Origin of the sequence: Bacillus sp. FJAT-45350 (assembly GCF_002335805.1) — a bacterium.
GTDB lineage: Bacteria > Bacillota > Bacilli > Bacillales > NISU01 > FJAT-45350.
The window spans coordinates 1,544,613-1,568,129 of the sequence record NZ_NISU01000001.1 but is presented as its reverse complement, the minus strand read 5'-3'; the positions used below and the strand labels follow the sequence as shown (position 1 = coordinate 1,568,129).

Sequence of the window (23,517 nt, the reverse complement as noted above, 5' to 3'; positions counted from 1 at the left end):
GTTGTGACTACATATGATGCAATTATTATCGGTGCTGGTTTATCTGGATTAACGTCAGCATATTATTTAAAAAAGCAGGGGTACCGAGTACTAATACTTGAAGCTCAAGCTCGTGTAGGTGGTAGAGTCCATTCGGTTAACTACCATAATTTCTGCATTGACCTTGGAGCACAATGGATTAACCCGAACCAAAAGCGTATGCAAGCACTCATTAATGAGTTTGGATTAACGCTTGTCCCAACTTATAAAAAAGGGAACACTCTATATGATTTCATGGGTAAAAGAATGATGACGAAACGAAACGCACCACCTTTTTCTTTCTATTCCCTTTATGATTTATATACGATGCTGAAGAAGATGAAAAAGCTATATAAGCATGTACCAACTGATCGACCATGGAACGGAAAAGATGCAATTAAACATGACTCAGTTACAATGAATGGCATAATAGACGAAATGAAAAGCAAGGTAGGTAAATCCTTTTTCAGAACGGTACTAGAAGAATCATTATGCAACGATTTAACTGAGGTATCACTCCTTGATATTTTATGGAATGTTCAATCTGCAGGTGGCTTTCAAGAAATTTTAAAAGGGGAAGACTTCTGGATTAAAGAAGGGGCTCAAGAACTCGTTACTAGAATAGCCAATAAACTAACTTCCGATTTACTATTGGACACGCCAGCAGAGAAGGTGGAATGGACTAAAAACGAGGTATACATCTATTCCCAAAGGCAAACATTCAAAGCTAAACGAGCGATTATTACTTTGCCAATCCCTCTAGCTAGTCGGTTGAACTATCATCCCGCGCTACCAGCAATACGTGATCAGTTTACACAAAGAGTTGGTCAATCGGCTGTGATAAAATGTATCGTTGTCTATGATAATCCTTTTTGGAGGAAGGCTAAATTAAATGGTAATGCTTATATGGATCAAGGATACGTTCATACAACATTTGATAGCTCACACCCTAATCAAAAAGAAGGGATTTTAACAGCTCTAATTTGCAGTAAATATGCACGAGATTTAGGGAGTAAATCACCGAGCATTAGACAAAAGCTCGTGTTAATGGACCTAGAATATTTATTTGGGGAAAAAGCAGGAAAGCCACTTTATTATTTTGAAAAAGACTGGACAGAGGACGCTTGGTCAAGAGGAGGCTACGGTGCACATTTGGCACCAGGTGTGATCACTCAATTTCAACATGCTATGATGGAACCAATTGGTCCATTGCATTGGGCAGGTTCAGAAACAGCAACAGAGTGGAGACTTTATATGGAAGGTGCTGTCCAATCTGGCGAACGAGCAGCATTAGAAGTTATTCAATCAATTCAATAAGGGAGAGAGAACGATGAATGAATCAGTCAAGTCGGCATTACAAACTGCGCTAGATGATTGGTCTATGATGCAAAAAACGTCAGGGGATGAAGGAGCAGAATGGGCTGAACGATTTGAGCGACATTTTTATGAATTTGTGGATGTTTTCAAGAAATGGTTTATTTCATTAGAGCCGAAACCCAGTAGCCTTGAGGATGCAGAGAAACTAGAAGATGTTAAACAAATACAAGAATTACTTCCTGGTCCATTACAATTAAATTTTACAATTGAGCTTGAAGAAATCATTGATGGAATAAAAACTACACGATTTGATTAACAAATAGTTGATTCAATGTTCTCCATCCTCCTCTTAGAGCATATCTTGAATTAAAGGGATGACATAAAGGGGAGTGTGACAATGAATCGATTTGCCTATTTTAGTCGAGATCATAAACAAACCGTACTCTATGTCCGTAGTATTTTACCGTTTATTTCGGACATTCGTGAAATTGAAATTTTCCATCAAAAAACAGCACCTTATGTAGAAGTTTTGCAAAATAGTTACCCAACAAGACGTTCTGTATTTTACAACAGGAAAGACTATACTTCAACTGCTAGAAAAACATCGTTAGGACAACAAATTAAGAACATTCAAGTTTACACATTTGTTCTACGAGACGATTTTTATAATGAGATTTGGTTATATGCAGATCCTAAAAAAATTGAAACATTAGAAATACTACATATGGTCGGTTTAAAGGATGTAAAAAATTTCCAAAATAAATTGTCTTATACTGCTAAAGACTTAAAACCAAACCATGATTTTAATGTATTAATTGAGGATGATAAAGAAGAAAAATTGATGATGGCTAGGTTTACATTTCCATATGCGTGTAAGAGATTGAAAGCCGTAGAACTATTACATTCCTATGGATATTTAAATCCAATCCTTACAAAGCATGATTATGGAGAAGATTTTCAATATTTTGAGGACACGCCTATCCGTAACAATGAAACATATGATTACGCGACAAATAATCTTTTCTTATTCGAAGAAGAAAATGTAACATATGACAACGCAGAAGAAATTCTTGAATACATCGCACAAGAAACTTCTGGGACGGTATCAATTATTGACATCACTTCCTAATCGATTGGAAGTGATTTTCTTTATCGAACATACAAGAAGGATAAAGCAGAATTGTTAATAAACTCTTAAAAAACAAAATTACCAAGATACTTTTTCAGACAATGGTAAATATTACTGCTATAATGGAATAGTACTAATTTAGTCCAGTTGAATACTAATAAGGACTACTACCTAGGAGGATGTTCAATTATGATGAGTGAAAAGCTATTAAATGCTCTTAATGAACAAATGAATTTTGAATTTGAGTCAGCCCACACTTATATGGCGATGGCTGCTTGGTGCTCTAATCAGAGCTTAGATGGATTTGCAAACTTTTTCTTAGTTCAAGCTGAAGAAGAGCGCTTTCACGCAATGAAATTTTATACGTACATTAATGACCGTGGAAAAGGTGCAACAATTACAGGATATGAGACACCGAAAAATGAGTTCACTTCAATCCTTGATGTATATAATCATGGTTACGACCATGAAAAGATGGTAACAAAAAAGATCTACCATCTTTCAGATATTGCAATGGATGAAAGAGAGCATGCTACGATTCAATTTCTGAAATACTTCTTGGACGAGCAAGTAGAAGAGGAAGCAATGTTCGATAGTATTATCGAAAAGCTTAAGCGTATTAAGGATGATAATAATGCTTTATTTATGCTTGATGATGAATTTGCTAAAAGATCATTTACGCCAGTAAGCGAGTAACATACTTCTAATCAAAGCAATTTCACTAAGCCTATAAAGACCAAAAATAAAAGCAGTTTCCAAGTAGGCAAATTACCTCATTGGAAACTGCTTTTATTTATGATGTTTTGTAGTAATTCCTTGTTCATCTGCCAAGAGCCTAGCAACTTTTGGTGCAAAGCCATAATAGAGGTAATAGGATAAAGGAAACAGGTACAGCTGTAACAACCATAAATGACTGTAATGCCCCAAGACTTCCTTCACCAATATCCAATAGAACAAAAGCAACAGCACCCATAACTACAGCCCAAAATACGCGTAATCTACTTGATGGATTGAATTTTGTGAAAAAGTAGACAATTGATTATTTTTAGAATACCGAACTATTTGAAATAATCAGCCTCTAGACCCCTAAGTAATTCTAATGATCTTTTCGCAAACTGACTATCATCATTTTCAAGTGACTTATATTTTTCTTCTAATGCCACCCGTAATGAGTCTTTATAGGTAGGAACATCCTCTTCATAACGTTTAATATGAGTTTTTGGTACATTAACATGTTCGGTATAAGCCAATGCTCGACGTTCATGAAACATCTCTGCGTTACCTTGTTTAGGGTTATGTAAATCGCCTTGCTCGGGATGCTTAAGAACCGCTAACACCTTCATTACATATTGCTCTGGTCTTTCCATTGTAATTTCCCCAATGTATTTACCAGTTTTATAAATTCCAGTTACTATTTGTCCAACCTCAAATTTTTCACTCACTAAAAAAACCTCCTTTACACTTTCATTTTAACTGAGTGCTACGAGATTCACAAAGATTTCAATATTTTTTTCTTTTTTTTCACAAATATTTTTTCAGAATGCCTGTATTATTGTATACTAGGTAAATGAGAAAAGATTTATTAGCACTTGGTACTAGTAACAACAACTACAGGGAGTTTTTAAATGAATAAAAATGTAGGAATAATTAGTGTAGGTAAGTATGTTCCTGAAAACATCGTTACCAATAAAGACCTGGAAAAAACATTAAATACATCCGATGACTGGATACAGTCTAGAACTGGAATTAAAGAACGAAGAATTGCACCTGATGATATGAAAACTGCTGACATGGCATATTATTCAGCATTAGAAGCCATAGAAAATGCTAATATTGAACCTGACATGATTGATTTAATTGTAGTCGCAACAGCAACTCCTGATTATCCGTTTCCATCTGTTGCCTGTATGGTACAAGAGCGATTAGGAGCAAGTAATGCATTTGCGTTTGATATGAGTGCAGCCTGTACAGGGTTTATTTATGCCCTTGTAACTGCTCAACAATTTATCCAATCTGGAAATCATCAATATGCTTTAGTTATCGGTGCAGAAAAGTTCTCAACTGTTCTTGATTGGACTGATCGTAATACGTGCGTACTTTTCGGAGATGGAGCAGGTACGGTATTGCTAGGACCAGTATCTGAAGGGAATGGAATTCTAGGGTATGAACTAGGTTCTGACGGTTCTGGTGGAAAACATCTCTATATTGATAACGTGTTAGGGATGAATGGTAGAGAGGTATTTAAGTTTGCTGTACGTACATTAGGCGAATCAGCAAATAACGCATTAATCAAAGCAGGATTAACGAATAATGATATCGATTTTTTAATACCACATCAAGCAAACGTACGCATTATTGAATCAGCTCGAGAACGACTAGGCTTATCTGAGGACAAGGTTTCTGTGACTGTTGATAAATATGGCAACACATCAGCTGCCTCTATTCCTTTATCCTTATATGAAGAAGTAGAAAATGATAAGATAAAAGATAGTGACATTATCGTTTTAGTCGGGTTTGGTGGCGGATTAACATGGGGTTCAACTGTATTACGTTGGGGTAAGTAAGAACAAAACCCGTAAACCTTATCCATATTCAGGTATTCTATAGTTTAAGTAATCAAAAAAAGAAGGCAGTGCTTAAGCGAGCACTGCCTTCTTTTTTTATAATTTATCAATGTCTGTATGTCTTAGTAATTCATTTATTTCTATTGAGGAAAGTGATTTTGTTTCATATGCTTCAAGTACAACTTGCATCTCAAGCGAGATTTTGAAACTGTATGACATAAATTTGTAGCTTCTTCATGATTTTTTTCGATAAGCTTCACTTTTAATTGAATAAGTTTACTTAAATGTTGTAAAACCCCGATATACTAACTTAGGTTCAAGCTTACTATGTTTTTCAATAATCCCTTTGTAATTTTTTTAAGAATATTTTGATTAACCTATATATAGCTTGCTTTTTTCTCCAGTTCTATTCAGTTGCTTGTTAACCTAAGAAAGTGTATGATTTGAAATAATTTCAATATAAAAGAAGGGACCGATCCTTTACTATGAAAGAAAAATATATAAGAGAATCACGTGTAATTCAAACACATTTAGTCTTACCAAATGATACAAATAACCATTCGAATTTGTTTGGTGGCATATTAATGCGTAATATGGATGAAGTAGCTTCTATTGCTGCTAGGAGGCATTGTCGAACAGAAGTGGTGACAGCTTCTACTGACTCTGTCGACTTTCTTCATCCAATAAGACAGTCTGATTCTGTTTGTTTAGAAGCTTTTGTAACGTGGACAGGGAATACTTCTATGGAGATTTTTGTAAAAGCAATTGCGGAAAATTTCAACACAGGAGAAAGAAGAATTGCAGCAACTGCCTTTTTAACCTTTGTCTCTTTATGTCCACAAGGAACACTCTGCAAAGTTGCAAGCGTCATTCCTGAAACAGAAGAAGAGAAGAAGCTCCATGAAACCGGAAAAGACCGTGCCGAGGTCCGAAAAGCCCGTAAAAAGAAAAGTAAAGAATTAGCTGAATTTTTAACACTTGAAAAACCGTGGGAGTAAAAAAAGTCTGCTGAAAAAGTGTGACTTTCACTTAGTGGCCTTAAAGTAATGCGTGCAACGTGCGGAGCCATTACGCTTCTCGAATCGTCTAGTTTGGACTTTTTCAGCGCCTTCGTAAAAAATTTTATCTACTTTTTAAAAAAAGATGAATAGATACTTACTAAAATGGCCATCATAATTATCGAGGGAGACAGTTACTGTCACCTCACCCCATACACCTTAATAAAGTTTTTCATTGTACAATTGGTAGTACGATTTGACCTTATAATGAGGTGATTGCGATGTACAACGAATTTCAAGACAGTTTAAGCTACTCTTAAGCTTTACTGAAATGAGGTGTTTCTGCAAGATATAAATCGCTACGACCCCAGTTGTAGAAAATGCTTATAGCAGGTGAATGGGTTAGAAGGAATGGTCACATGAGATGACCGTTCCTTCTTTTTTATGGCTTCAAGGTAATTAAAAAATACTTAAGCTGTGAATAAATGAGAGCTTATTCAAAGAAGGACAATGGCTTCGCACACTACGCGCATAGCGTCACAAAATCCACTTGTCACTATACTTTAAAACAGGTAGTGGCTCCGAACATTGCTTTAAACAAAAGACCGCTTTGCGGTTCTTGTTCTTTTTTATGTAAATTAAGCAAAAAGGGTGATTGCCTATGGCATTCGGTATAAAAAGGAAAGAGCTATTAGATTGGAAATTGCGTGTTAAGAATGGAGAAATTGCATTCATTACTCACTACTGGATTGATGAACGTTATCCTAATATTACAACAGTAACAAAAGTTGGTTGTTCAAATATAGAAAAACTTAGTAAGTGGGGAGAAAAATATAATATTCCAAGTCACCGAATTCATCACCGAAAAGATTATCCTCATTTCGATTTATTAGGAGAAAGACAAGTGAAAATTCTCAAAGAAGAAAATATGTTACAACAATTAAACAGATTTCGATAAGAATAAACCACTAAAGAATAAAAAAAGTCAACGCAGAGCGTTGACTTCCAGATAACTTTATTATCTAAGCTGATCACGAAAATCCTCAATAGCATGCTGTATCGGCTCGCTCATGTTTTGCATCATGTCATTATTATGATGAACTTCATTATGTTCATTTTCATCATTATTGCGCCTCATCATTCCATATGCCGCAGCGCCAATACCAAGACCTACTAATGAAAGCATTAACCCATTATTGTTTTTGTTCTTGTTTCGGTTAAGTCCAACCATTTCCATCATTTGCTCAGTTCTTGTTTGATTCCTAAACATAGTAAACCGCCCCTTTTCAAATTTTATAAACCTTGTTAAACAGTTATTAGCTTCAGTTTTTTTATGTTATTTTATCCTAGGATGTTGATTCCACTTGATACAGAAGTTTTTACATACAATTAAGTTATTTTATATCAGATAAGAAAAGTCGGTTTTTCTGAGTAGATTAGGTAATTTTTTCTTTCTATTAAAAAGAAACTGTTTTATAATAGGCGTGGATATGAATTAATAAAAAACTAAATCCTATTGAAAAAGGAGAATGAACATGGCAAAAGTATTTGTATTAGGTCACAAAAATCCAGATTCAGATTCAATTTGTTCTGCTATCGCATATGCAGATTTAAAAACAAAATTGGGGATGGACGCTGAACCTATTCGTTTAGGTGAAATTAACGGTGAAACTCAATATGTATTAGATTATTTTAAAGTCGAAACTCCTCGTTTAGTTGAGAAAGTAGCAGCTGAAGCACAAGAGGTTATCTTAGTCGATCACAACGAAAAGCAACAAAGTGCTGGCGATATAGATCAAGTTCGTGTTCTAGAAGTTATTGACCACCACCGTATCGCTAACTTTGAAACAAGCGACCCGTTATATTACCGCGCTGAGCCTGTTGGATGTACAGCAACAATTTTAAATAAAATACATAAAGAAAATGGTATCGAAATTCGTAAAGAAATGGCTGGATTAATGCTATCTGCTATTATCTCTGATACATTATTATTCAAATCACCTACTTGTACAGACCAAGACGTTGCAGCTGCTCGTGAATTAGCTGAAATCGCTGGTGTGGAGGCTGAAACATACGGTTTGGATATGCTTAAAGCAGGAACTGACCTTTCAGATAAAACAGCTGCTCAGCTTATCGCTTTAGATGCTAAAGAATTCCCAATGGGAGGCTGCAAAGTTGAAGTTGCACAAGTAAATACAGTTGATGTTAATGAAGTACTTGCTCGTCAAGAAGAGCTAGAAGCAGCTATGACAAAAGTAATCGATGAAAAAGGATTAGATTTATTCCTTTTCGTTGCAACTGACATCTTAACAAGTGATTCAACAGGAATTGCTTTAGGACATTCTGCAAGCGCAGTTGAAAAAGCTTATAATGTTTCATTAGAAAATAACACGGCTGTTCTTAAAGGTGTAGTATCTCGTAAGAAACAGATTATCCCAGTGTTAACAGACATTTTCAACAAAATGGAATCTAACGTTTAAAATCCATCTGATATAATTAAGCAAAAAGATGAGCACACCATTTTAAAAGGTGTGCTTTTTCAGATTATGGTGGATGGAGGAAAGAGCAAATGGGGTTAACTGAATTAGGCTGGGGAATGTTTTCATATTTCTTGCTTATATTTTACTTACTATTTATGCTTGATTTCCCTCTAAAAAGAGGTAGAAATCTATTTGAGCGATTTGAAGGTATAAAAGGAATGGTCTATGCACTCTACGCTTCACTATGCTTTATCATTGTGGTCGCAACAGGGATAATGGTATCATGGCAAGTGGCTATGCTTATTAGTTATTATGGTTCATTGCTCGCAATTGTAAGTACGATAGCAACATTTACAGTGTATATCGTTATTACATTAAGTGTGATTGAGAAACGTTCCCGAAATGAGCTGTTTCTTTTAAGACTAAAAAATAAGTATCCACTTCTAGATGAATTACAACAATAGTTGACGGCAGGGGATGTAAATCTATGAAACTAATATCTTGGAATGTGAATGGTATTAGAGCGTGTGTAAAAAAAGGCTTTCTAGATTATTTTCATGAAATCGGTGCAGATATTTTTTGTATTCAAGAAACAAAGTTACAAGAAGGTCAAATCAACCTAGAGTTAGAGGGCTACCATCAATATTGGAATTATGCCGAGAAGAAAGGCTATTCTGGGACAGCAATTTTCACAAAAAAAAAGCCTATCTCTGCTTGGTATGGCGTTGGTATCGGAGTAGAAGATCCACAAGTTGAAGGTAGAATTATTACATTGGAATTTGATGATTTCTACTTAGTAAATATCTATACTCCAAATTCCAAACGAGATTTAGCAAGACTAGATTATCGTTTACAATGGGAAGACCAATTTCGCAGCTATTTAAAAGAGTTAGATGAACGGAAACCAGTCATTCTATGTGGGGACCTAAATGTAGCTCACACTGAAATTGACTTAAAGAACGCTAAATCCAACAAAGGGAATTCAGGCTTTACTGAGGAAGAGCGAGAAAAAATGACTATTCTTCTACAAGAAGGCTTCACAGATACATTCCGATACTTTTACCCAGACAAAGTAGAAATGTATACGTGGTGGTCTTATATGAGAGATGTTAGAGCTAGAAATATTGGGTGGAGAATTGATTATTTTATCGTATCAAATAGACTTGAAAATTCTTTAGTGAGTGCAGATATTCATTCTCAAACCTATGGAAGCGATCATTGTCCTATTGTTTTAGAAATTAGATAACGTATAATTAACTTTGAAAATGTTGCAAAGGAGATTTGAATATGAAAATGAAATGGTCAAAACAATTACTCATCATGGTTATGAGTATTATCTTAGCAATGCTTGTAGTTGGATGTGGGACGAGTCCTGAAGATGAGGTAGTGGAAACTGATGGAGACGAAGAAGTAGCTGGTACAAATGATTTTTCATCTGAAACGAATCCTATTGTGACAATTACAATGGAGAACGATGATCAAATACTTATCGAGTTATATCCAGAAGTAGCACCGAATTCTGTTACGAACTTTGTTTCATTAGTAGAGAGTGGTTTTTATGACGGATTAGTATTCCACCGTGTTATTCCTGGTTTTATGGTACAAGGTGGTGACCCAGAAGGAAGTGGAATGGGAGGACCTGGGTACAGCATCCCTGGTGAATTTACTTCAAACGGTTTTGAGAATAATTTAGTACATGAACGTGGTGTACTATCAATGGCTCGCTCACAACACCCTGATTCTGCTGGGTCTCAATTTTTTATTATGGTAGATGATTCACCGCATTTAGATGGTGAGTACGCTGGTTTTGGTAAGGTTATTGAGGGTATGGAAGCTGTTGATGCAATTGTATCAGTAGATAGAAATGCTAGTGATAGACCTCTTCAAGACCAACGTATGAAAGTAGTAACAGTTGAAACACATGGTGTCGATTACGGACAACCAGAAGTAGTTGAGTAATTGAAGTGGTAAGGTATGACCATTTGGACAAAGGTTCCGTTATCTATGGTATAAACGTAACATTTACAAACATTATGGACATGAAATCCGTTATATAGGAAAAACGTGAGCTGTTCCTCGTTTTTTTCATCAAATAAAAACTTTTATGTCCGTTTCCACTCAAAAGCATTCATTTCTAAGTGATTTAGAGGATACTATGTCCAACGAACGAAGTACATTAGATGTTAACAACATTTAATGTACTTTTTTGTCGTTAAAACAACTACGTATGAATCAGAAAATTTATTGCCTAATCTGTGCATATTCTTAAGAATACGAATCATACTAGTAGTAGCAAAGGGGCGATGGGCTATAGCCAAGCGGTAAGGCAACGGACTTTGACTCCGTCATGCGTTGGTTCGAATCCAGCTAGCCCAGCCATTTTCTTTTTTTATAAAATGCATAATTTATATTAGGCGTTTCATACTAGTATTGGCAAACGTCAATGGGGTATAGCCAAGCGGTAAGGCAACGGACTTTGACTCAGTCATGCGTTCGTTCGAATCTAGCTAGCCCAGCCATTTTCTTTTTTTATAAAATGCATAATTTATATTAGGCGTTTCATACTAGTATTGGCAAACGTCAATGGGGTATAGCCAAGCGGTAAGGCAACGGACTTTGACTCAGTCATGCGTTCGTTCGAATCTAGCTAGCCCAGCCATTTTCTTTTTTTATAAAATGCATAATTTATATTAGGCGTTTCATACTAGTATTGGCAAACGTCAATGGGGTATAGCCAAGCGGTAAGGCAACGGACTTTGACTCAGTCATGCGTTCGTTCGAATCTAGCTAGCCCAGCCATTTTCTTTTAATAAAGATGCATAATTTATATTATGCGTTTCATACTAGTATTGGCAAACGTCAATGGGCTATAGCCAAGCGGTAAGGCAACGGACTTTGACTCCGTTATGCGTTGGTTCGAATCCAGCTAGCCCAGCCATTTTCTTTTAATAAAAATGCATAATTTATATTATGCGTTTCATACTAGTAGAAGCAAACGTCTATGGGCTATAGCCAAGCGGTAAGGCAACGGACTTTGACTCCGTCATGCGTTGGTTCGAATCCAGCTAGCCCAGCCATTTTCTTTTTTTATAAAATGCATAATTTATATTATGTGTTTCATACTAGTAGTAGCAAACGTCAATGGGCTATAGCCAAGCGGTAAGGCAACGGACTTTGACTCCGTCATGCGTTGGTTCGAATCCAGCTAGCCCAGCCATTTTCTTTTTTTATAAAATGCATAATTTATATTATGTGTGTCATACTAGTAGTAGCAAACGTCTATGGGCTATAGCCAAGCGGTAAGGCAACGGACTTTGACTCCGTCATGCGTTGGTTCGAATCCAGCTAGCCCAGCCAAACACATACATATGTAGTAAAACAAGCAGAATTCTTAAATTCCGCTTGTTTTTTCTGTTTATAAACTAATAGTTTGACCATAAATAGATATAATACGTATCTAAGGATGGATTAATATGAACAGAATGATAGGCTTTCTATTTGGAATTTTGTACATAGACTTATTATTTCACTCATCGCATGCCTATGCGATTGAATTGACAGCTACAACGACATTGCAGCGACTTGGTGCGTTACTTTTTGCCGGTGTAGCGACAATTATCTTTTATTATTTTTGCAGAAAGTTTTTTCCACTTTCATTTTTTCATGGGGTTATCGTTGCTTCTGGGTTCTTTGCAAGTTTTGATATTGTAGTTATCCATTGGATTTTCCAACTTCACCGTCTAACATACGGACCAGAGGTGTATATTTTAGAGCCACTACTTGTCATTATTGGTATTCTGATGTTTCTCTATGGAATAAAAAAGGAGAGAGAAGTGATAGCATAGCATCTATACTAATATAAGTAATCAACAGCTATTCTTGCGGTAATTTCTATTTGTCCTGGCTGTACTGGTGTTTGTGCAGCTTGTGCCATTAGGAAAGGCTGAGGTGGACTAGCTTGTGCAGAGAGTTCTTCTATCTGTTTTGGTAACGGATTTAGAGTTGCACCAAGTGAATTAGCCATTGCAACTGCCTTTTCATAAGCATAATTCATTGCCATAACTAATGCTTGATTATAGTAATCATCAACTTGTTTTACAGTAAACGTAACATTCGAAACAGTATTAGCTCCACTTTGTACAGCTGTATCAATGACTAGACCAGTTTGACCAATCGATTCAACGGAAACCTGGAGTTGATGATTTACTTTGTATCCTCTCAAAATTTGCTTATTATTTTCATAATCATACATCATGTCAATTTGATAAATAACTGTCTTCATATCATTATCTGGAATTCCTATTTCTCGTAAAGCTTGAATAACATTTGTCATCTTTTGATTATTTTCATTTTGAGCTACTGTTAAATCGGAGTTTTCATTGATTACTCCTAGTGTAATGATTGCGTGATCGGGAGAGAGTTGAAGCTTACCTTCACCATAAACTTTCAGCTCATTTGTCCCATTTTGTTTTATAGGGCTTACTTGTGAGGGGAAACTGTACATTTGATTATTATACATATGCTCACCTTTTTCATCATAATAGATTTAGAATATGATATGACCCACTGTAAGCCCTTATGTTATTATCTTTTTCTCTTATTGATTTCCTCGGTGACGACAAAAGCTAAATCATCATTTCCAAACAAGGATAGTACACCTAGCAATGTATCATCAGGTACTTCGCCAGCCTCTTCTTTAGAAACGGTTAAATCCAATGCTTGTTGTAAAGCATCGTTACTTCCTTGGTCAGGATACGCTCGTAAATATAGTTCTTTAGGATCTAAATCATTGTTTATACTCCACTGAGCAAAAACTAAAATCATCATCTGTTCATCCTGCTGATAATTACTGATAACCTGTTCTTCAATTGCTTTTTTATTCATTTTCGCTCTCCTTCTGGTAAGATAGGGGTATTATACCATTCAACAAACACTACAGTAAGGGACAACATCCACATTAGTGCGTAATAAATAAAATGACAAAGGCAAAACTAATGATACGATTCGTTCCTCCGTTATAAGATACGGAAAGGAGAGACATAATTTGAATAAATTAATTACTATCTATCCTCAAGCAATAGAACATACAAAGAAGAAAATTTTTGAGGATATGAACAATTACCTTGAAACGAGAGAGAGATTACCATCTTATGAACAATACCTTTCCGATAGAAAGCAGTACCTAGAACAAATTTGGGTAAATGTTTGGATTAATAAAGCGACGAATGACGTTTCTAAAAAGGAGAAAAAGTCGTTTTTATATGAAAAAGGCTATGAAGTAGAGGGTGTTGACCGGAAGCTGATAAACCATCTTTTTCGAACGGAAATGAAAGAGTATCAACGATTCAATGTGATGAACTGGCTTGAGAGTACAAATGTACAAGACCATGAAAAGTGGGAAACTCGCTATGAACAGGCTCGACAGGATTATCTCGTTAGAAAAAAAGAAGAAGAGATTGCTGAGAAAAGGAAAAATGCAGAAACAGCCATAGAAAATGCTGCGAAAGACATTATTGATGAAAGGTATGAGATTCTTTACTTACATGTTCGACATATTGTATCAAAACAATTAGTAAAGGATTTAACAAACAATCCTAAGTTTCAAACAATTGATACATTTAAAATAGAAGAAAAATTAGTTCCTAAAGGGAATTTTAAAGTTTCAAATTATACTTTTGTCGGTAGTTTTTTGGATGAGTTAACAGGTACCGTACACAAAACCTTTCAATGGGAGTACGAAACGTATTACTACTATTATGACAGAGTTATCAGAGACTATCTCTTTGAGTTTGTACCTAAATGGCTACTTGAAGAACTGCCACCTACTTTAGTAGAGTATTATCAAATATCAGTCTCAGTTTTACGAAAGGTGATTGCAGATAGCTTATATTTGATTCAAATGGAGTTTTTATCAAAAATTCAAGAGGAGTATCTTGAAGACATTTTAACAATTGCTTCGTTACCTTTTGATGAGGCTAATCATAAAGCAATTTATGAACAAGACCTAGCTAAGAGAGAACAAAAAAGAGCGGAAGAATTAGCTGAATATAAAAGGCAGGTTGAAAGAGAAGAACGTATGCTTGAAGATATATTTGGACGAGAGTATCGGCCGAATACTGGCAGAAATATAAAATATGTTCTTCATATAGGTGAGACAAACACTGGAAAGACACACCATGCTTTACAGCGGATGAAAGAAGGAGAAAGTGGGATCTACCTTGCTCCATTAAGACTATTAGCTCTAGAAGTGTACGATAAGTTAAATAATGATGATGTAACCTGTGGCTTAAAAACAGGGGAAGAGGAAAAGGACTTAGACGGAGCAACACATATCTCCTGTACTGTTGAGATGTTTCATGAGAAAGAATTTTATGATGTAGTTGTAATCGATGAAGCACAAATGATTGCTGATAAAGATAGAGGATTTTCATGGTATAAAGCGATCACTAAAGCTAATGCGAATGAAGTCCACATTATTGGTAGCTTAAATTCTAAGTCGATGATCCTTCAATTATTAGGGGATTCGGATATAGAAATTCATAAATATAACCGAGATATCCCTTTAGAGGTCGAATCGAAAGAATTTAGCATGAAGCATACGAAAAAAGGAGATGCTCTCGTTTGCTTTTCTAGAAGAAGAGTACTTGAGACAGCATCAAGACTACAAAATAATGGACATTCTGTTTCAATGATTTATGGTAGCATGCCTCCTGAAACAAGAAAGAAGCAAATGCAACGATTTATTCAAGGTGAAACAAAAGTCATCGTAGCTACAGATGCTATCGGTATGGGACTTAATTTACCGATACGTAGGATTGTTTTTTTAGAAAACGAGAAGTTTGATGGAGTAAAGAGACGCAGGTTAACATCCCAAGAAGTAAAGCAAATTGCAGGTCGGGCAGGGCGTAAAGGAATTTATAATGTTGGGAAGGTAGCTTTCACAAAAGATATTAAGTTAATGAATCGCCTGCTTAACCAAGAAGATATCCCAGTTCATACATTTGCGATTGCACCAACCAGTGATATATTTGAAAGGTTTCAGAAGTACTACCGGGACCTAGGTGCATTTTTTGACCTTTGGGAGAAGTTTGAGAGCCCTATAGGAACGAAAAAAGCAACATTGTCTGAGGAAAAAGAGCTTTACACAACGATAAGAGGGACAGAAATAGAAGGTCGGCTTTCTCTCATGGATTTATATGGATTCTTACATTTGCCATTTTCAAATCGAGAGCCTGGCTTAACGTATGAATGGCGACAAAAAATGCTTGCAATTGTACGTGGAACAGAATTACCAGAACCTAAAATCACGAAGGACAGCTTAGAGGATTTAGAACTTTCCTATAAATCAGTTGGGCTTCACCTTTTGTTTTTATATCGACTAGATAAACGAACAGAAGCCATTTACTGGGAGCGAATAAGAGGAGAATTAAGTGATGAAGTACATGAGCGCTTAAAAACAGATGTTAAGAATATGACGAAAAAGTGTAAGCATTGTGGAAAAAAACTTGAAATCGATTTTGCGTTTCCAATTTGTAATCGTTGTCACTCAGCTAAATATAAGAGGCGTCAATATTTTGAGGGAGACGAATATTAAAATGGCCAAAGGAGTTGGGACAAAAGGTCCGTTTTTGAGGCCGCTGAAAAAGTGTGATTTTCACTTTTTCAGCGGCCTTTAAGTAATGCGCGAAGCCGTTGCCTCTTTTCAAAAGCGCGCTATGAGTGGTTTTCTCATAGCAAGCGTGCAACGTGCGGAGCCATTACCACTTCTCGAATCGTCTAGGTTGGACTTTTTCAGTGGGCTCCCGTTTTTGACATTTGTCCCAGTCTCCTTTGACATTAAAGCATATCAATTATAAATACGACGATCATCACTGTTTGAATGATACCTTTTGCAAACACACCACTTAAAAAAGCAATAATTGTCCCTGTTGCGACTTTTAAGGCATACGCCGGAGATTTATTTTGGAACAGCTCAGTAAATAAAACTAAAATAAAGGGTACGATTAGAATCCCAAATGGTGGGATAACAAAACATCCTATGATAATTCCTACAGTTACCGCTCGCATGCCCCATTTGGAGCCACCATATCTTTGTACAAAATAAAGGTTTGCCAAATAATCTGTTAGAAATAGAACAACTGTTAAAAGAATATATGTACCCCATGTCCACCAAGACAATGCGTCTGCATTAATGAAGAAATGGTATAATGCGACACCACCCCATATTAGTAACACCGACGGGATAATAGGATAGATGAGACCGACAAAGCTTAAAATAAATAAAATGGCGATTAAAATTGATATCAAAATGTCCAAATAAGCACCTCACAAAGTCTGTTTGATGTTTAATTTTAGTATACCACTCCAATGTTTAATCTTCTTGTTCCTTACAAACAAATACTATGTACCCTGAATAAGTAAACCACCTAAAACGAGTGTTCTGATGCGCTAACTAAATAAAATCGACAATAGGCATGGGTAGCCTATTGTCGAAAGAAGATAGGTGAAACATTAGCAAGGTTTCTTAGGAGCTGGAGTAGCCCAAGAAGCACCAATGATAATTAATAAGATGAACAGAACCACGATTAAAGCAAAACCGCGACCTGCTACTGGAGCTGCTGGAGCGTATGCTCCAGCAACTTGTGTGTGTGCACATCCCGGCTGAACACCAGTTACTGGCATTGCGCCATATCCATAGCAATCGTACATATCTATACACCACCTTCTGTTGGAGATAATGTATCCTATGCAAAGCTAAGGATTCGTGTTTGTAAAAAACATCGCTTTAGAAAAAATTGGGTGTCTATCCCTATTTGTTTAATAAACACATAAAAGAAGACGCCTAACAAGTAGGCGTCTTCTACGTAATTGAGGCGATAAACAGCACTCCACATAGTGCATTAAAGCATTCATCGTCTTACACAATAAGCTCATCGCTTTATAAATATAACATTGAACAGAAAGATAAACAAGCTCTTTTTACAAACTTTTTAAATAAAAGAAGGAATTGTAGACAAAAAGTCGAACCTCTTGTGTAACCTATTATTTTTTATTAATCAAAAAACAACATAGAAAGAAGGATGAACATGACTGATCTTTTCAAACCAAGTGATTTAGTAAGAGTAACAACTGAAGGTATTAAACCACCAAACTGTGATATCACTCTGCAATTCCAACCAACATTTGCAGAGGATGGAATTGCTCGTGGTACATGGGAAGTTGATGAAAAATATATAAATGGAATTGGTGTAGCAATGGGTGGATACCTAACTGCGGTTGCAGATAGTATGATGGCTTTTGCAATTGCATCAAAGCTAAGTGATGACCAAGGTTTTGCATCAATTGATTTACATACAACTTTCCATCGACCTGTCTTTGTTGGAAAAGTTGAGGTAGAGGCAAGGGTAGAACGATTAGGTAGAAAAGTGGCTTATGTTGTAGCAGACTTATTTCAAAATGACAAAAAAGTAGGTAGTTCTGTTTCGTCAGTGATGATAACAAGTGTAGAAAAATAAAGATTATTTATTGCACCCTTCTAAAAAATGTCTTTCTATAACTCATGAGGTTATTACAAAGGGGAATTTTACCTTACGAATGATCTCCTGAAATAATGGCAGTTTACCGAATTTTATACTAGAATGATAGATAAACTGTTAACTTTATTCTACTATAAGGTATAGATAGAAATTGTAATGACATGGAGGGTACTGTTATGGAATTCTGGGGGTTTATCGCTGGATTAATACTTCTAGCTTTTTCTTTAATTTTCACATTATATAGCACGTTTAAAAAGAAATCATATGTAATACCTATTATATTACTAGTAATTGGATTTGCTCTAGCATTTTTTAACTTACTTAATATTGAATATCAACACGATTTTGAGAGTCGAATTCAAGAATAATGGTAGGAAGAAGGAGTTATTATCTCACATGAGGTAATAACTTCTTTTTATTTTTATTTTTATTTTTATTTAAAAAGATGAGACCGCTCTTGTAAACGGCCTCAATAGACTATTCTCTGAAAGTGTCTATTTCTTTTGGTTGTGTTGCTGTTTCTTTTACATTTGGATATATATCAGGCAAGTCTCCATTTTTTTCTTTATAAGGGATTTCTTCGGCACCTTCAATTTCATCTAAGTTTACACCATTAAATTTATCCTTCATATTTGTTTCATCCTTTCCTATTGTTCGTTACAATGATTATGATTTACCAGTTCTTTCGTTTTATGATATTTTTAAAATAAAGAATTACCTACATACTAAAAGGAGTTTTATAAGTGGATAAACGACAATCAGATTCAATAAGAAACGTTCTCATCGTTACTTCTGTAGAAGCTGAGAAAGAAGCAATTATGCAGGGAATTGATCAAAACGATACCAATTTGACTGTTGTTGTTTCAGGAGTTGGTATAGCCGCATCTGCTGCTACAACAGCGATGGAAATTTCAATTAACAACTATGACCTAGTACTAAACCTCGGTATTGGTGGCGCATTTCCAGGTAAAGCAGAGATAGCCTCTATCGTAGTCAGTAGTGATGTAATTGCTGCTGATTTAGGAGCAGAAACTGATGAAGGCTTTGTCCCGATAGAAAAATTAGGATTTGGTGCTAGCACCGTCCATGTAGACAAAAGCCTTGTAGACAAAGTAGTTACTACAATTAATAAAATGGACATACCAGTTTACACAGGACCTATACTTAGTGTATCAACTGTGACAGGAACAATGGAGCAAGCTCATTTACTTGAAGAACGTGTCCCTGGAGCAATTGTAGAGGCAATGGAAGGATACGGGGTTGCTATTGCAGCGCAAAAGATGAACGTACCGATGCTAGAAATTCGCTCTATTTCCAATATGGTCGGTCCGAGAGATCGAGATGCATGGCGTATTAAAGAGGCACTACAATCATTAACTGTTATAAGCTCAAAATTACAGGAGGTATTAACATGAAAATAGCCTTTTCACCCTGTCCTAACGATACGTTTATTTTTCACGCATTAGTCCATGGACTCGTACCAAATGCCCCTAAATTGGATGTAATGTATGCTGATATTGACATTACAAATGATCTAGCTGCCAAACCAAATGGACCAGATATACTCAAAATTTCGTTCGCTGCTCTTCCCTGGATTCAACCTGAGTACACATTACTACCTTGTGGTGGTGCTTTAGGGAGAGGTTGCGGCCCATTAGTTTTAACTAAATCAAACAATCCAGATCCACGAGCACTTACCGGGAAACGTGTAGCTGTACCAAGTGAACGCTCTACTGCATATTTACTGTTTCGTCTATGGGCAGCCGAAAATGTACCTGGCGGTGTAGGAGAGATAGTAGTAATGCCATTCCATGAAATCATGCCAGCTGTACGTGATGGAAAGATAGATGCCGGTTTAGTTATTCATGAAGCGCGTTTTACATATCAAAATTATGACCTTAATCGTTTAGTTGATTTAGGTAGCTGGTGGGAAGAGGATACGGGTCTACCAATTCCATTAGGTGCGATCATTGCAAAACGTATATTGGACATTTCTTCCATTTCAAATGCAATTCGCCAATCTGTTGAATATGCGTGGGATAATCCGACTGCTTCGGAGGACTATGTTCTATCACATGCACAAGAGATGTCTCCTGACGTAGCAAAATCGCATATTGATTTATATGTAAATAACTTTTCAGCAAACTTAGGTGACGAAGGCTATGAAGCGATTTACTCATTATTAGGACGAGCGGCTAAAGAAGGTTTAGTCCCAGAAATTGATTTATCAACATTACGTTGGGATAAATAACTAGTTTAAGGATATGTTACAAGGTAGAATACCTTTTTCATATCCTTTTTTCTATATCTAAATGAGAGGATGACATGAGATTAATAAGATAGTCACTATTTCATTGAGCGTTTTCATATGTTTTTTACTATTTTTAGTTCAACCATTAGAGTCTCATGCGATACAAAATAAAGAAGCACTGACACAACAGTTAAACCACTTAATTACAAACGATACAGAGTTGAGTGGTGTGCTAGTTGGAGTAAGTATTCGCTCTAGTAAGACAGGGGAAATTTTATATGAACACTTAGGGGATATTAGATTAAGACCTGCGTCTAATATGAAGCTATTAACTGGTGCAGGCGCCCTCTCGGTATTAGGTGAAGATTATAAATTTGAAACGGAATTACTAACTGATGGCAAAAACAGACTCGGTTTCCTCAATGGTAATCTCTATATAAAAGGAAAAGGGGACTCAACTTTACAGAAGGAAGACATTGACCGGCTTGTTCAAAACGTGAAGGAATCTGGAGTAAATGTAATCCTTGGTGACGTAATTGCTGATGACACTTGGTATGATGATGTACGCTATTCTATTGATGTGCCTTGGAGTGATGAAGCTGCTTATTACGGTGCTCAAATTTCAGCCTTAACTATCTCACCTAACAACAACTATGATGCCGGTACTATCCAAGTCAAAATAAATGAAGGTGTGAAGATTGGGGAAGAGGCTGAGATTACGTTACACCCTAATACTGACTACGTAACAATTAGTAACAATACAAAAACAGTTGGCAATGACGAGAAAAATACGATAAAAATCACTAGGAAGCATGGAACAAATTTAATTACAATCGATGGAGATATTCCGAATAATTCAGATGAGATAAGTAAAAAAGTCGCTGTATGGGAGCCGACTGATTTAGTGTTAGAAGTTGTGAAACAATCATTGAAAGAGCATGGAATTAAATTAATGGGAGATTCAAAAAGAGGAGAAGTCCCATTAAAAGCTGTTACGATGATGAGTCACCAATCTAAGCCCCTATCTGAAATTCTCATACCATTTATGAAGCTTAGCAATAACACAATTGCAGAAGGACTTATTAAAGAATTAGGAAAAGTAAAGGAAGGGGAAGGAAGTTGGGACAAGGGTCTTGAAGTTCTCCTTTCCGAATTAGAACAATTCGGTATAGATAGCTATACGCTTGTTCTTAGAGATGGTTCTGGTATTTCTCATGTAAATCTTTTAACTGCAAATGAGCTTTCTAATTTATTATATAAAGTACAAGAAAGAGGATGGTTTGAGACATACAAAAACTCGCTCCCTGTATCCGGTGAAGAGGAAGAACTTGTTGGAGGCACGTTACGACATCGAATGACCTCCCCAAATGTGATTGGAAAAGTCTTAGCTAAAACTGGAACAATCTCTACCGTATCCTCACTATCTGGTTTTGTTGATTGTGAGAAGGAAGAGTTAATTTTTTCAATTATCGTAAATAATGTAATTGAAACTGAAAAAGGGAAAGAAATAGAGGATGCTATCATCTCAATCCTATTGGAGTAAGCTAACAGGAGTTGTCCCTACAATATAATTTCTAGGGACAACCTTGTTATCTAATGTTGATAAGGATGTACATTTTCAGGTTGGGCTTCAACAGCTAAAGCATACGCATCAAGAATTGCATCTCGCTCATCAGAATCTGTAATGCCAATAAGATACTGTTGCCCTTCCTCTTCCTCAACACGCATAACAAGCATTTCTTCACTAGAGGATAACAATGCATAGGACTCATCTTCCATATCAAATAGGGCTTCAACAGAATAATCTCTTTCAATACCTTGTTCATCTTCTATTGTAATATGGTCTCTTTCTTCGTTAGTTGACATTAGATCCACCTCGCTTTATCAATACTTTTCCCTCGAATTGAAGAAAATAAGAATGAAATATTCAACTACACTTCTAATATTTACTGTCCTCACATTACTACATCGTCACACAAGAATAAAGTATAATGAAATAATAATATGTGCGTTAGTGAGGAGAAGTTATGGCAAATACTGCGTTACATGTGCAAGAGATAAATGAAAACCAATTTACAACTATATTTTCAAAGCAGGAGTATGAACAGTTAAAATTTATTTCAAGTAAAGAATTTTTTAATAAGAATGACATCATTGTCATTGAAGAGGAACAATCAAATTTTCTTTATTTAATTATATCTGGTTCCGTAGGTTTGTATAAAGAAAACGAACATATATCAGAAAAAAAGAGTGGGGACCTTATAGGAGAAGCGTCAATTACTCAAGAGAAGAGTTATTATACTGTAAAAGCAAATACAGCCATGATGGTACTTAAAATAGATACAAGCCAAATGATTAATGGACATGCCTATCAACATCTCCATATAAAACTATTAACAAAAGTTGTTAAGGATATAAACACAAAGTCTAACATACAAAAGAAAGCAATTGAAAAAGAACAGAAAAAGTATAAAGCACTAGGAATTTTATCTTCTAATCTCTTATTTATCTTATCTATCTATACGCTATTACTAGTATCTCTCACTCAATTTGTAGACTACTTTGGTGTTTCAACCTATGTAGATATCGCACTTATTTTATTGTTTGCTTATGTTACTTTTAATATAATGAAAAAAAGTGGCTATCCTCTTGATTTATTTGGTTTAACGTTGAAAGGATGGCGTCAGAGCTTGAAGGATGGAGTCATGTTAACGATTCCTGTACTTCTATTTTTCTTCCTATTAAAATGGGCTCTCATTACGTTTATACCAGAATTTTCAGAGATTCCATTATTTAACCTTACAGCTGCATTTTCTGGTGTAGAGTTCACGTATTCACTATTTATATTCACTATTATTGTGTACCTCATTTTTTCTATCGTACAAGAGTTCATAGCCAGAGCAGGCTTACAATCCGCATTTTATCAGTTTCTCCCAAATAAAAAAGGAAAACTGTTTCTTTCTATCATTCTATCGAATCTATTATTCGCTATGGCACATTCACATATAGGGACTCTTTTTGCACTAGCTGCATTTATACCTGGTTTATTCTGGGGTTGGATGTACTCCAGACAAAAATCACTGATTGGTGTTTGTGTTTCTCATATGTTAATTGGGATTTGGGTGTTATTCATTTTAGGTTTCACACAATTTTTAGAGGTTTAGTTAAATTAAAGCTGGTACAAAAGGTCAAAAACAGACCTTTTGTACCAGCTTCTTTTATGG

27 protein-coding genes, 5 tRNA genes and 1 pseudogene are annotated in these 23,517 nt (G+C 35.8%); 24 read left to right on the top strand and 9 right to left on the bottom strand.

Going from position 1 to position 23,517, the window contains the following annotated elements; genetic code table 11:
• Window positions 1-3: 3 nt before the first annotated feature.
• The 4 genes from CD003_RS07995 (at window position 4) to CD003_RS07980 (ending at window position 3,160) form a co-directional block, all read left to right on the top strand.
• The gene (locus CD003_RS07995) at window positions 4-1,335 is read left to right on the top strand and encodes a flavin monoamine oxidase family protein (RefSeq protein WP_179295485.1); all 1,332 of its coding nucleotides are present in this window, start codon (window positions 4-6) and stop codon (window positions 1,333-1,335) included.
• Window positions 1,336-1,348: 13 nt separating this feature from the next.
• Window positions 1,349-1,651, top strand: a complete 303-nt coding sequence (locus CD003_RS07990) for a hypothetical protein (RefSeq protein WP_096200616.1) — start codon at window positions 1,349-1,351, stop codon at window positions 1,649-1,651.
• Between the two features lie 81 nt (window positions 1,652-1,732).
• Window positions 1,733-2,464, top strand: a complete 732-nt coding sequence (locus CD003_RS07985) for a hypothetical protein (protein WP_096200615.1) — start codon at window positions 1,733-1,735, stop codon at window positions 2,462-2,464.
• Window positions 2,465-2,653: 189 nt separating this feature from the next.
• Window positions 2,654-3,160 (top strand): ferritin, encoded by a 507-nt coding sequence (locus CD003_RS07980; RefSeq protein WP_096200614.1) that lies wholly within the window; start codon window positions 2,654-2,656, stop codon window positions 3,158-3,160.
• A gap of 93 nt (window positions 3,161-3,253) precedes the next feature.
• On the opposite strand, the pseudogene CD003_RS07975 reads toward CD003_RS07980, so the two are convergent.
• Window positions 3,254-3,476, bottom strand: a pseudogene (locus CD003_RS07975) (BCCT family transporter); the annotation flags it as partial.
• 46 nt (window positions 3,477-3,522) lie between these two features.
• On the bottom strand, window positions 3,523-3,906 hold the full coding sequence (kapB, locus tag CD003_RS07970; RefSeq protein ID WP_096200613.1) for a sporulation phosphorelay system protein KapB: 384 nt from the start codon (window positions 3,904-3,906) through the stop codon (window positions 3,523-3,525).
• Window positions 3,907-4,089: 183 nt separating this feature from the next.
• Here kapB and CD003_RS07965 point away from each other — a divergent pair, with 183 nt between their 5' ends.
• From CD003_RS07965 to CD003_RS07955, 3 genes are all read left to right on the top strand, one after another.
• Window positions 4,090-5,028, top strand: coding sequence for a beta-ketoacyl-ACP synthase III (locus CD003_RS07965; RefSeq protein WP_096200612.1), 939 nt, complete (start codon window positions 4,090-4,092; stop codon window positions 5,026-5,028).
• Window positions 5,029-5,513: 485 nt separating this feature from the next.
• Window positions 5,514-6,026, top strand: a complete 513-nt coding sequence (locus CD003_RS07960; protein ID WP_096200611.1) for an acyl-CoA thioesterase — start codon at window positions 5,514-5,516, stop codon at window positions 6,024-6,026.
• A 661-nt stretch (window positions 6,027-6,687) separates the two neighbouring features.
• The gene (locus CD003_RS07955; protein WP_096200610.1) at window positions 6,688-6,984 is read left to right on the top strand and encodes a hypothetical protein; all 297 of its coding nucleotides are present in this window, start codon (window positions 6,688-6,690) and stop codon (window positions 6,982-6,984) included.
• Between the two features lie 60 nt (window positions 6,985-7,044).
• Here the strand turns inward: CD003_RS07955 and CD003_RS07950 are convergent, their stop codons facing one another.
• Window positions 7,045-7,296 carry a DUF3918 family protein gene (locus CD003_RS07950; RefSeq protein WP_096200609.1) on the bottom strand — a complete coding sequence of 84 codons (252 nt, stop codon included), beginning with the start codon at window positions 7,294-7,296 and terminating at the stop codon, window positions 7,045-7,047.
• A 265-nt stretch (window positions 7,297-7,561) separates the two neighbouring features.
• Between CD003_RS07950 and CD003_RS07945 the strand changes: the two genes are divergently transcribed.
• The 10 genes from CD003_RS07945 to CD003_RS07885 all read left to right on the top strand — a co-directional run bounded on the left by CD003_RS07945 (window position 7,562) and on the right by CD003_RS07885 (window position 12,351).
• Window positions 7,562-8,506, top strand: a complete 945-nt coding sequence (locus CD003_RS07945) for a manganese-dependent inorganic pyrophosphatase (RefSeq protein ID WP_096200608.1) — start codon at window positions 7,562-7,564, stop codon at window positions 8,504-8,506.
• An 89-nt stretch (window positions 8,507-8,595) separates the two neighbouring features.
• Window positions 8,596-8,970, top strand: a complete 375-nt coding sequence (locus CD003_RS07940) for a hypothetical protein (RefSeq protein ID WP_096200607.1) — start codon at window positions 8,596-8,598, stop codon at window positions 8,968-8,970.
• 23 nt (window positions 8,971-8,993) lie between these two features.
• The gene (locus CD003_RS07935) at window positions 8,994-9,752 is read left to right on the top strand and encodes an exodeoxyribonuclease III (RefSeq protein ID WP_096200606.1); all 759 of its coding nucleotides are present in this window, start codon (window positions 8,994-8,996) and stop codon (window positions 9,750-9,752) included.
• A gap of 41 nt (window positions 9,753-9,793) precedes the next feature.
• Window positions 9,794-10,465 (top strand): peptidylprolyl isomerase, encoded by a 672-nt coding sequence (locus CD003_RS07930; protein ID WP_373558535.1) that lies wholly within the window; start codon window positions 9,794-9,796, stop codon window positions 10,463-10,465.
• A 345-nt stretch (window positions 10,466-10,810) separates the two neighbouring features.
• Window positions 10,811-10,885 (top strand) — tRNA-Gln (locus CD003_RS07925).
• Between the two features lie 484 nt (window positions 10,886-11,369).
• Window positions 11,370-11,444 (top strand) — tRNA-Gln (locus tag CD003_RS07905).
• Window positions 11,445-11,508: 64 nt separating this feature from the next.
• Window positions 11,509-11,583, top strand: a tRNA-Gln gene (locus CD003_RS07900).
• Between the two features lie 65 nt (window positions 11,584-11,648).
• A tRNA-Gln gene (locus CD003_RS07895) sits at window positions 11,649-11,723 on the top strand.
• A 65-nt stretch (window positions 11,724-11,788) separates the two neighbouring features.
• Window positions 11,789-11,863 (top strand) — tRNA-Gln (locus CD003_RS07890).
• Window positions 11,864-11,979: 116 nt separating this feature from the next.
• Entirely contained in the window at window positions 11,980-12,351 is a 372-nt protein-coding gene (locus CD003_RS07885; RefSeq protein ID WP_096200605.1) for a hypothetical protein, read from the top strand.
• A gap of 8 nt (window positions 12,352-12,359) precedes the next feature.
• Here CD003_RS07885 and CD003_RS07880 read toward each other — a convergent pair whose 3' ends face one another.
• Window positions 12,360-13,025, bottom strand: a complete 666-nt coding sequence (locus CD003_RS07880; RefSeq protein ID WP_096200604.1) for an SIMPL domain-containing protein — start codon at window positions 13,023-13,025, stop codon at window positions 12,360-12,362.
• Between the two features lie 65 nt (window positions 13,026-13,090).
• Entirely contained in the window at window positions 13,091-13,390 is a 300-nt protein-coding gene (locus CD003_RS07875; RefSeq protein WP_096200603.1) for a hypothetical protein, read from the bottom strand.
• A gap of 160 nt (window positions 13,391-13,550) precedes the next feature.
• Between CD003_RS07875 and CD003_RS07870 the strand changes: the two genes are divergently transcribed.
• Window positions 13,551-16,100 (top strand): DEAD/DEAH box helicase, encoded by a 2,550-nt coding sequence (locus CD003_RS07870; protein WP_096200602.1) that lies wholly within the window; start codon window positions 13,551-13,553, stop codon window positions 16,098-16,100.
• Between the two features lie 242 nt (window positions 16,101-16,342).
• On the opposite strand, the gene CD003_RS07865 is transcribed toward CD003_RS07870, so the two are convergent.
• Together CD003_RS07865 and CD003_RS07860 are read right to left on the bottom strand one after the other, a co-directional pair.
• The gene (locus tag CD003_RS07865; RefSeq protein WP_096200601.1) at window positions 16,343-16,822 is read right to left on the bottom strand and encodes a DUF456 domain-containing protein; all 480 of its coding nucleotides are present in this window, start codon (window positions 16,820-16,822) and stop codon (window positions 16,343-16,345) included.
• 195 nt (window positions 16,823-17,017) lie between these two features.
• Window positions 17,018-17,215 (bottom strand): YjcZ family sporulation protein, encoded by a 198-nt coding sequence (locus tag CD003_RS07860; protein WP_096200600.1) that lies wholly within the window; start codon window positions 17,213-17,215, stop codon window positions 17,018-17,020.
• Window positions 17,216-17,592: 377 nt separating this feature from the next.
• Here CD003_RS07860 and CD003_RS07855 point away from each other — a divergent pair, with 377 nt between their 5' ends.
• Window positions 17,593-18,021 carry a PaaI family thioesterase gene (locus tag CD003_RS07855; RefSeq protein ID WP_096200599.1) on the top strand — a complete coding sequence of 143 codons (429 nt, stop codon included), beginning with the start codon at window positions 17,593-17,595 and terminating at the stop codon, window positions 18,019-18,021.
• Between the two features lie 197 nt (window positions 18,022-18,218).
• Window positions 18,219-18,410, top strand: coding sequence for a hypothetical protein (locus CD003_RS07850; protein WP_096200598.1), 192 nt, complete (start codon window positions 18,219-18,221; stop codon window positions 18,408-18,410).
• A gap of 109 nt (window positions 18,411-18,519) precedes the next feature.
• On the opposite strand, the gene CD003_RS21830 is transcribed toward CD003_RS07850, so the two are convergent.
• Window positions 18,520-18,672 (bottom strand): hypothetical protein, encoded by a 153-nt coding sequence (locus CD003_RS21830; RefSeq protein WP_179295484.1) that lies wholly within the window; start codon window positions 18,670-18,672, stop codon window positions 18,520-18,522.
• Between the two features lie 113 nt (window positions 18,673-18,785).
• Here CD003_RS21830 and CD003_RS07845 point away from each other — a divergent pair, with 113 nt between their 5' ends.
• The 3 genes from CD003_RS07845 (at window position 18,786) to dacB (ending at window position 21,836) form a co-directional block, all read left to right on the top strand.
• Window positions 18,786-19,457: a futalosine hydrolase gene (locus CD003_RS07845; protein ID WP_179295483.1), complete on the top strand. Its 672-nt coding sequence runs from the start codon at window positions 18,786-18,788 to the stop codon at window positions 19,455-19,457.
• The gene (locus CD003_RS07840; protein ID WP_096200597.1) at window positions 19,454-20,293 is read left to right on the top strand and encodes a 1,4-dihydroxy-6-naphthoate synthase; all 840 of its coding nucleotides are present in this window, start codon (window positions 19,454-19,456) and stop codon (window positions 20,291-20,293) included. Before CD003_RS07845 ends, CD003_RS07840 begins: the two co-directional genes overlap by 4 nt.
• 103 nt (window positions 20,294-20,396) lie before the next feature.
• Window positions 20,397-21,836: a D-alanyl-D-alanine carboxypeptidase/D-alanyl-D-alanine endopeptidase gene (dacB, locus tag CD003_RS07835; RefSeq protein ID WP_257008270.1), complete on the top strand. Its 1,440-nt coding sequence runs from the start codon at window positions 20,397-20,399 to the stop codon at window positions 21,834-21,836.
• Window positions 21,837-21,886: 50 nt separating this feature from the next.
• Here dacB and CD003_RS07830 read toward each other — a convergent pair whose 3' ends face one another.
• Window positions 21,887-22,159: a DUF1292 domain-containing protein gene (locus CD003_RS07830; RefSeq protein WP_096200595.1), complete on the bottom strand. Its 273-nt coding sequence runs from the start codon at window positions 22,157-22,159 to the stop codon at window positions 21,887-21,889.
• 161 nt (window positions 22,160-22,320) lie between these two features.
• Between CD003_RS07830 and CD003_RS07825 the strand changes: the two genes are divergently transcribed.
• Window positions 22,321-23,457, top strand: a complete 1,137-nt coding sequence (locus CD003_RS07825) for a CPBP family glutamic-type intramembrane protease (protein ID WP_096200594.1) — start codon at window positions 22,321-22,323, stop codon at window positions 23,455-23,457.
• Window positions 23,458-23,517 lie beyond the last annotated feature (60 nt).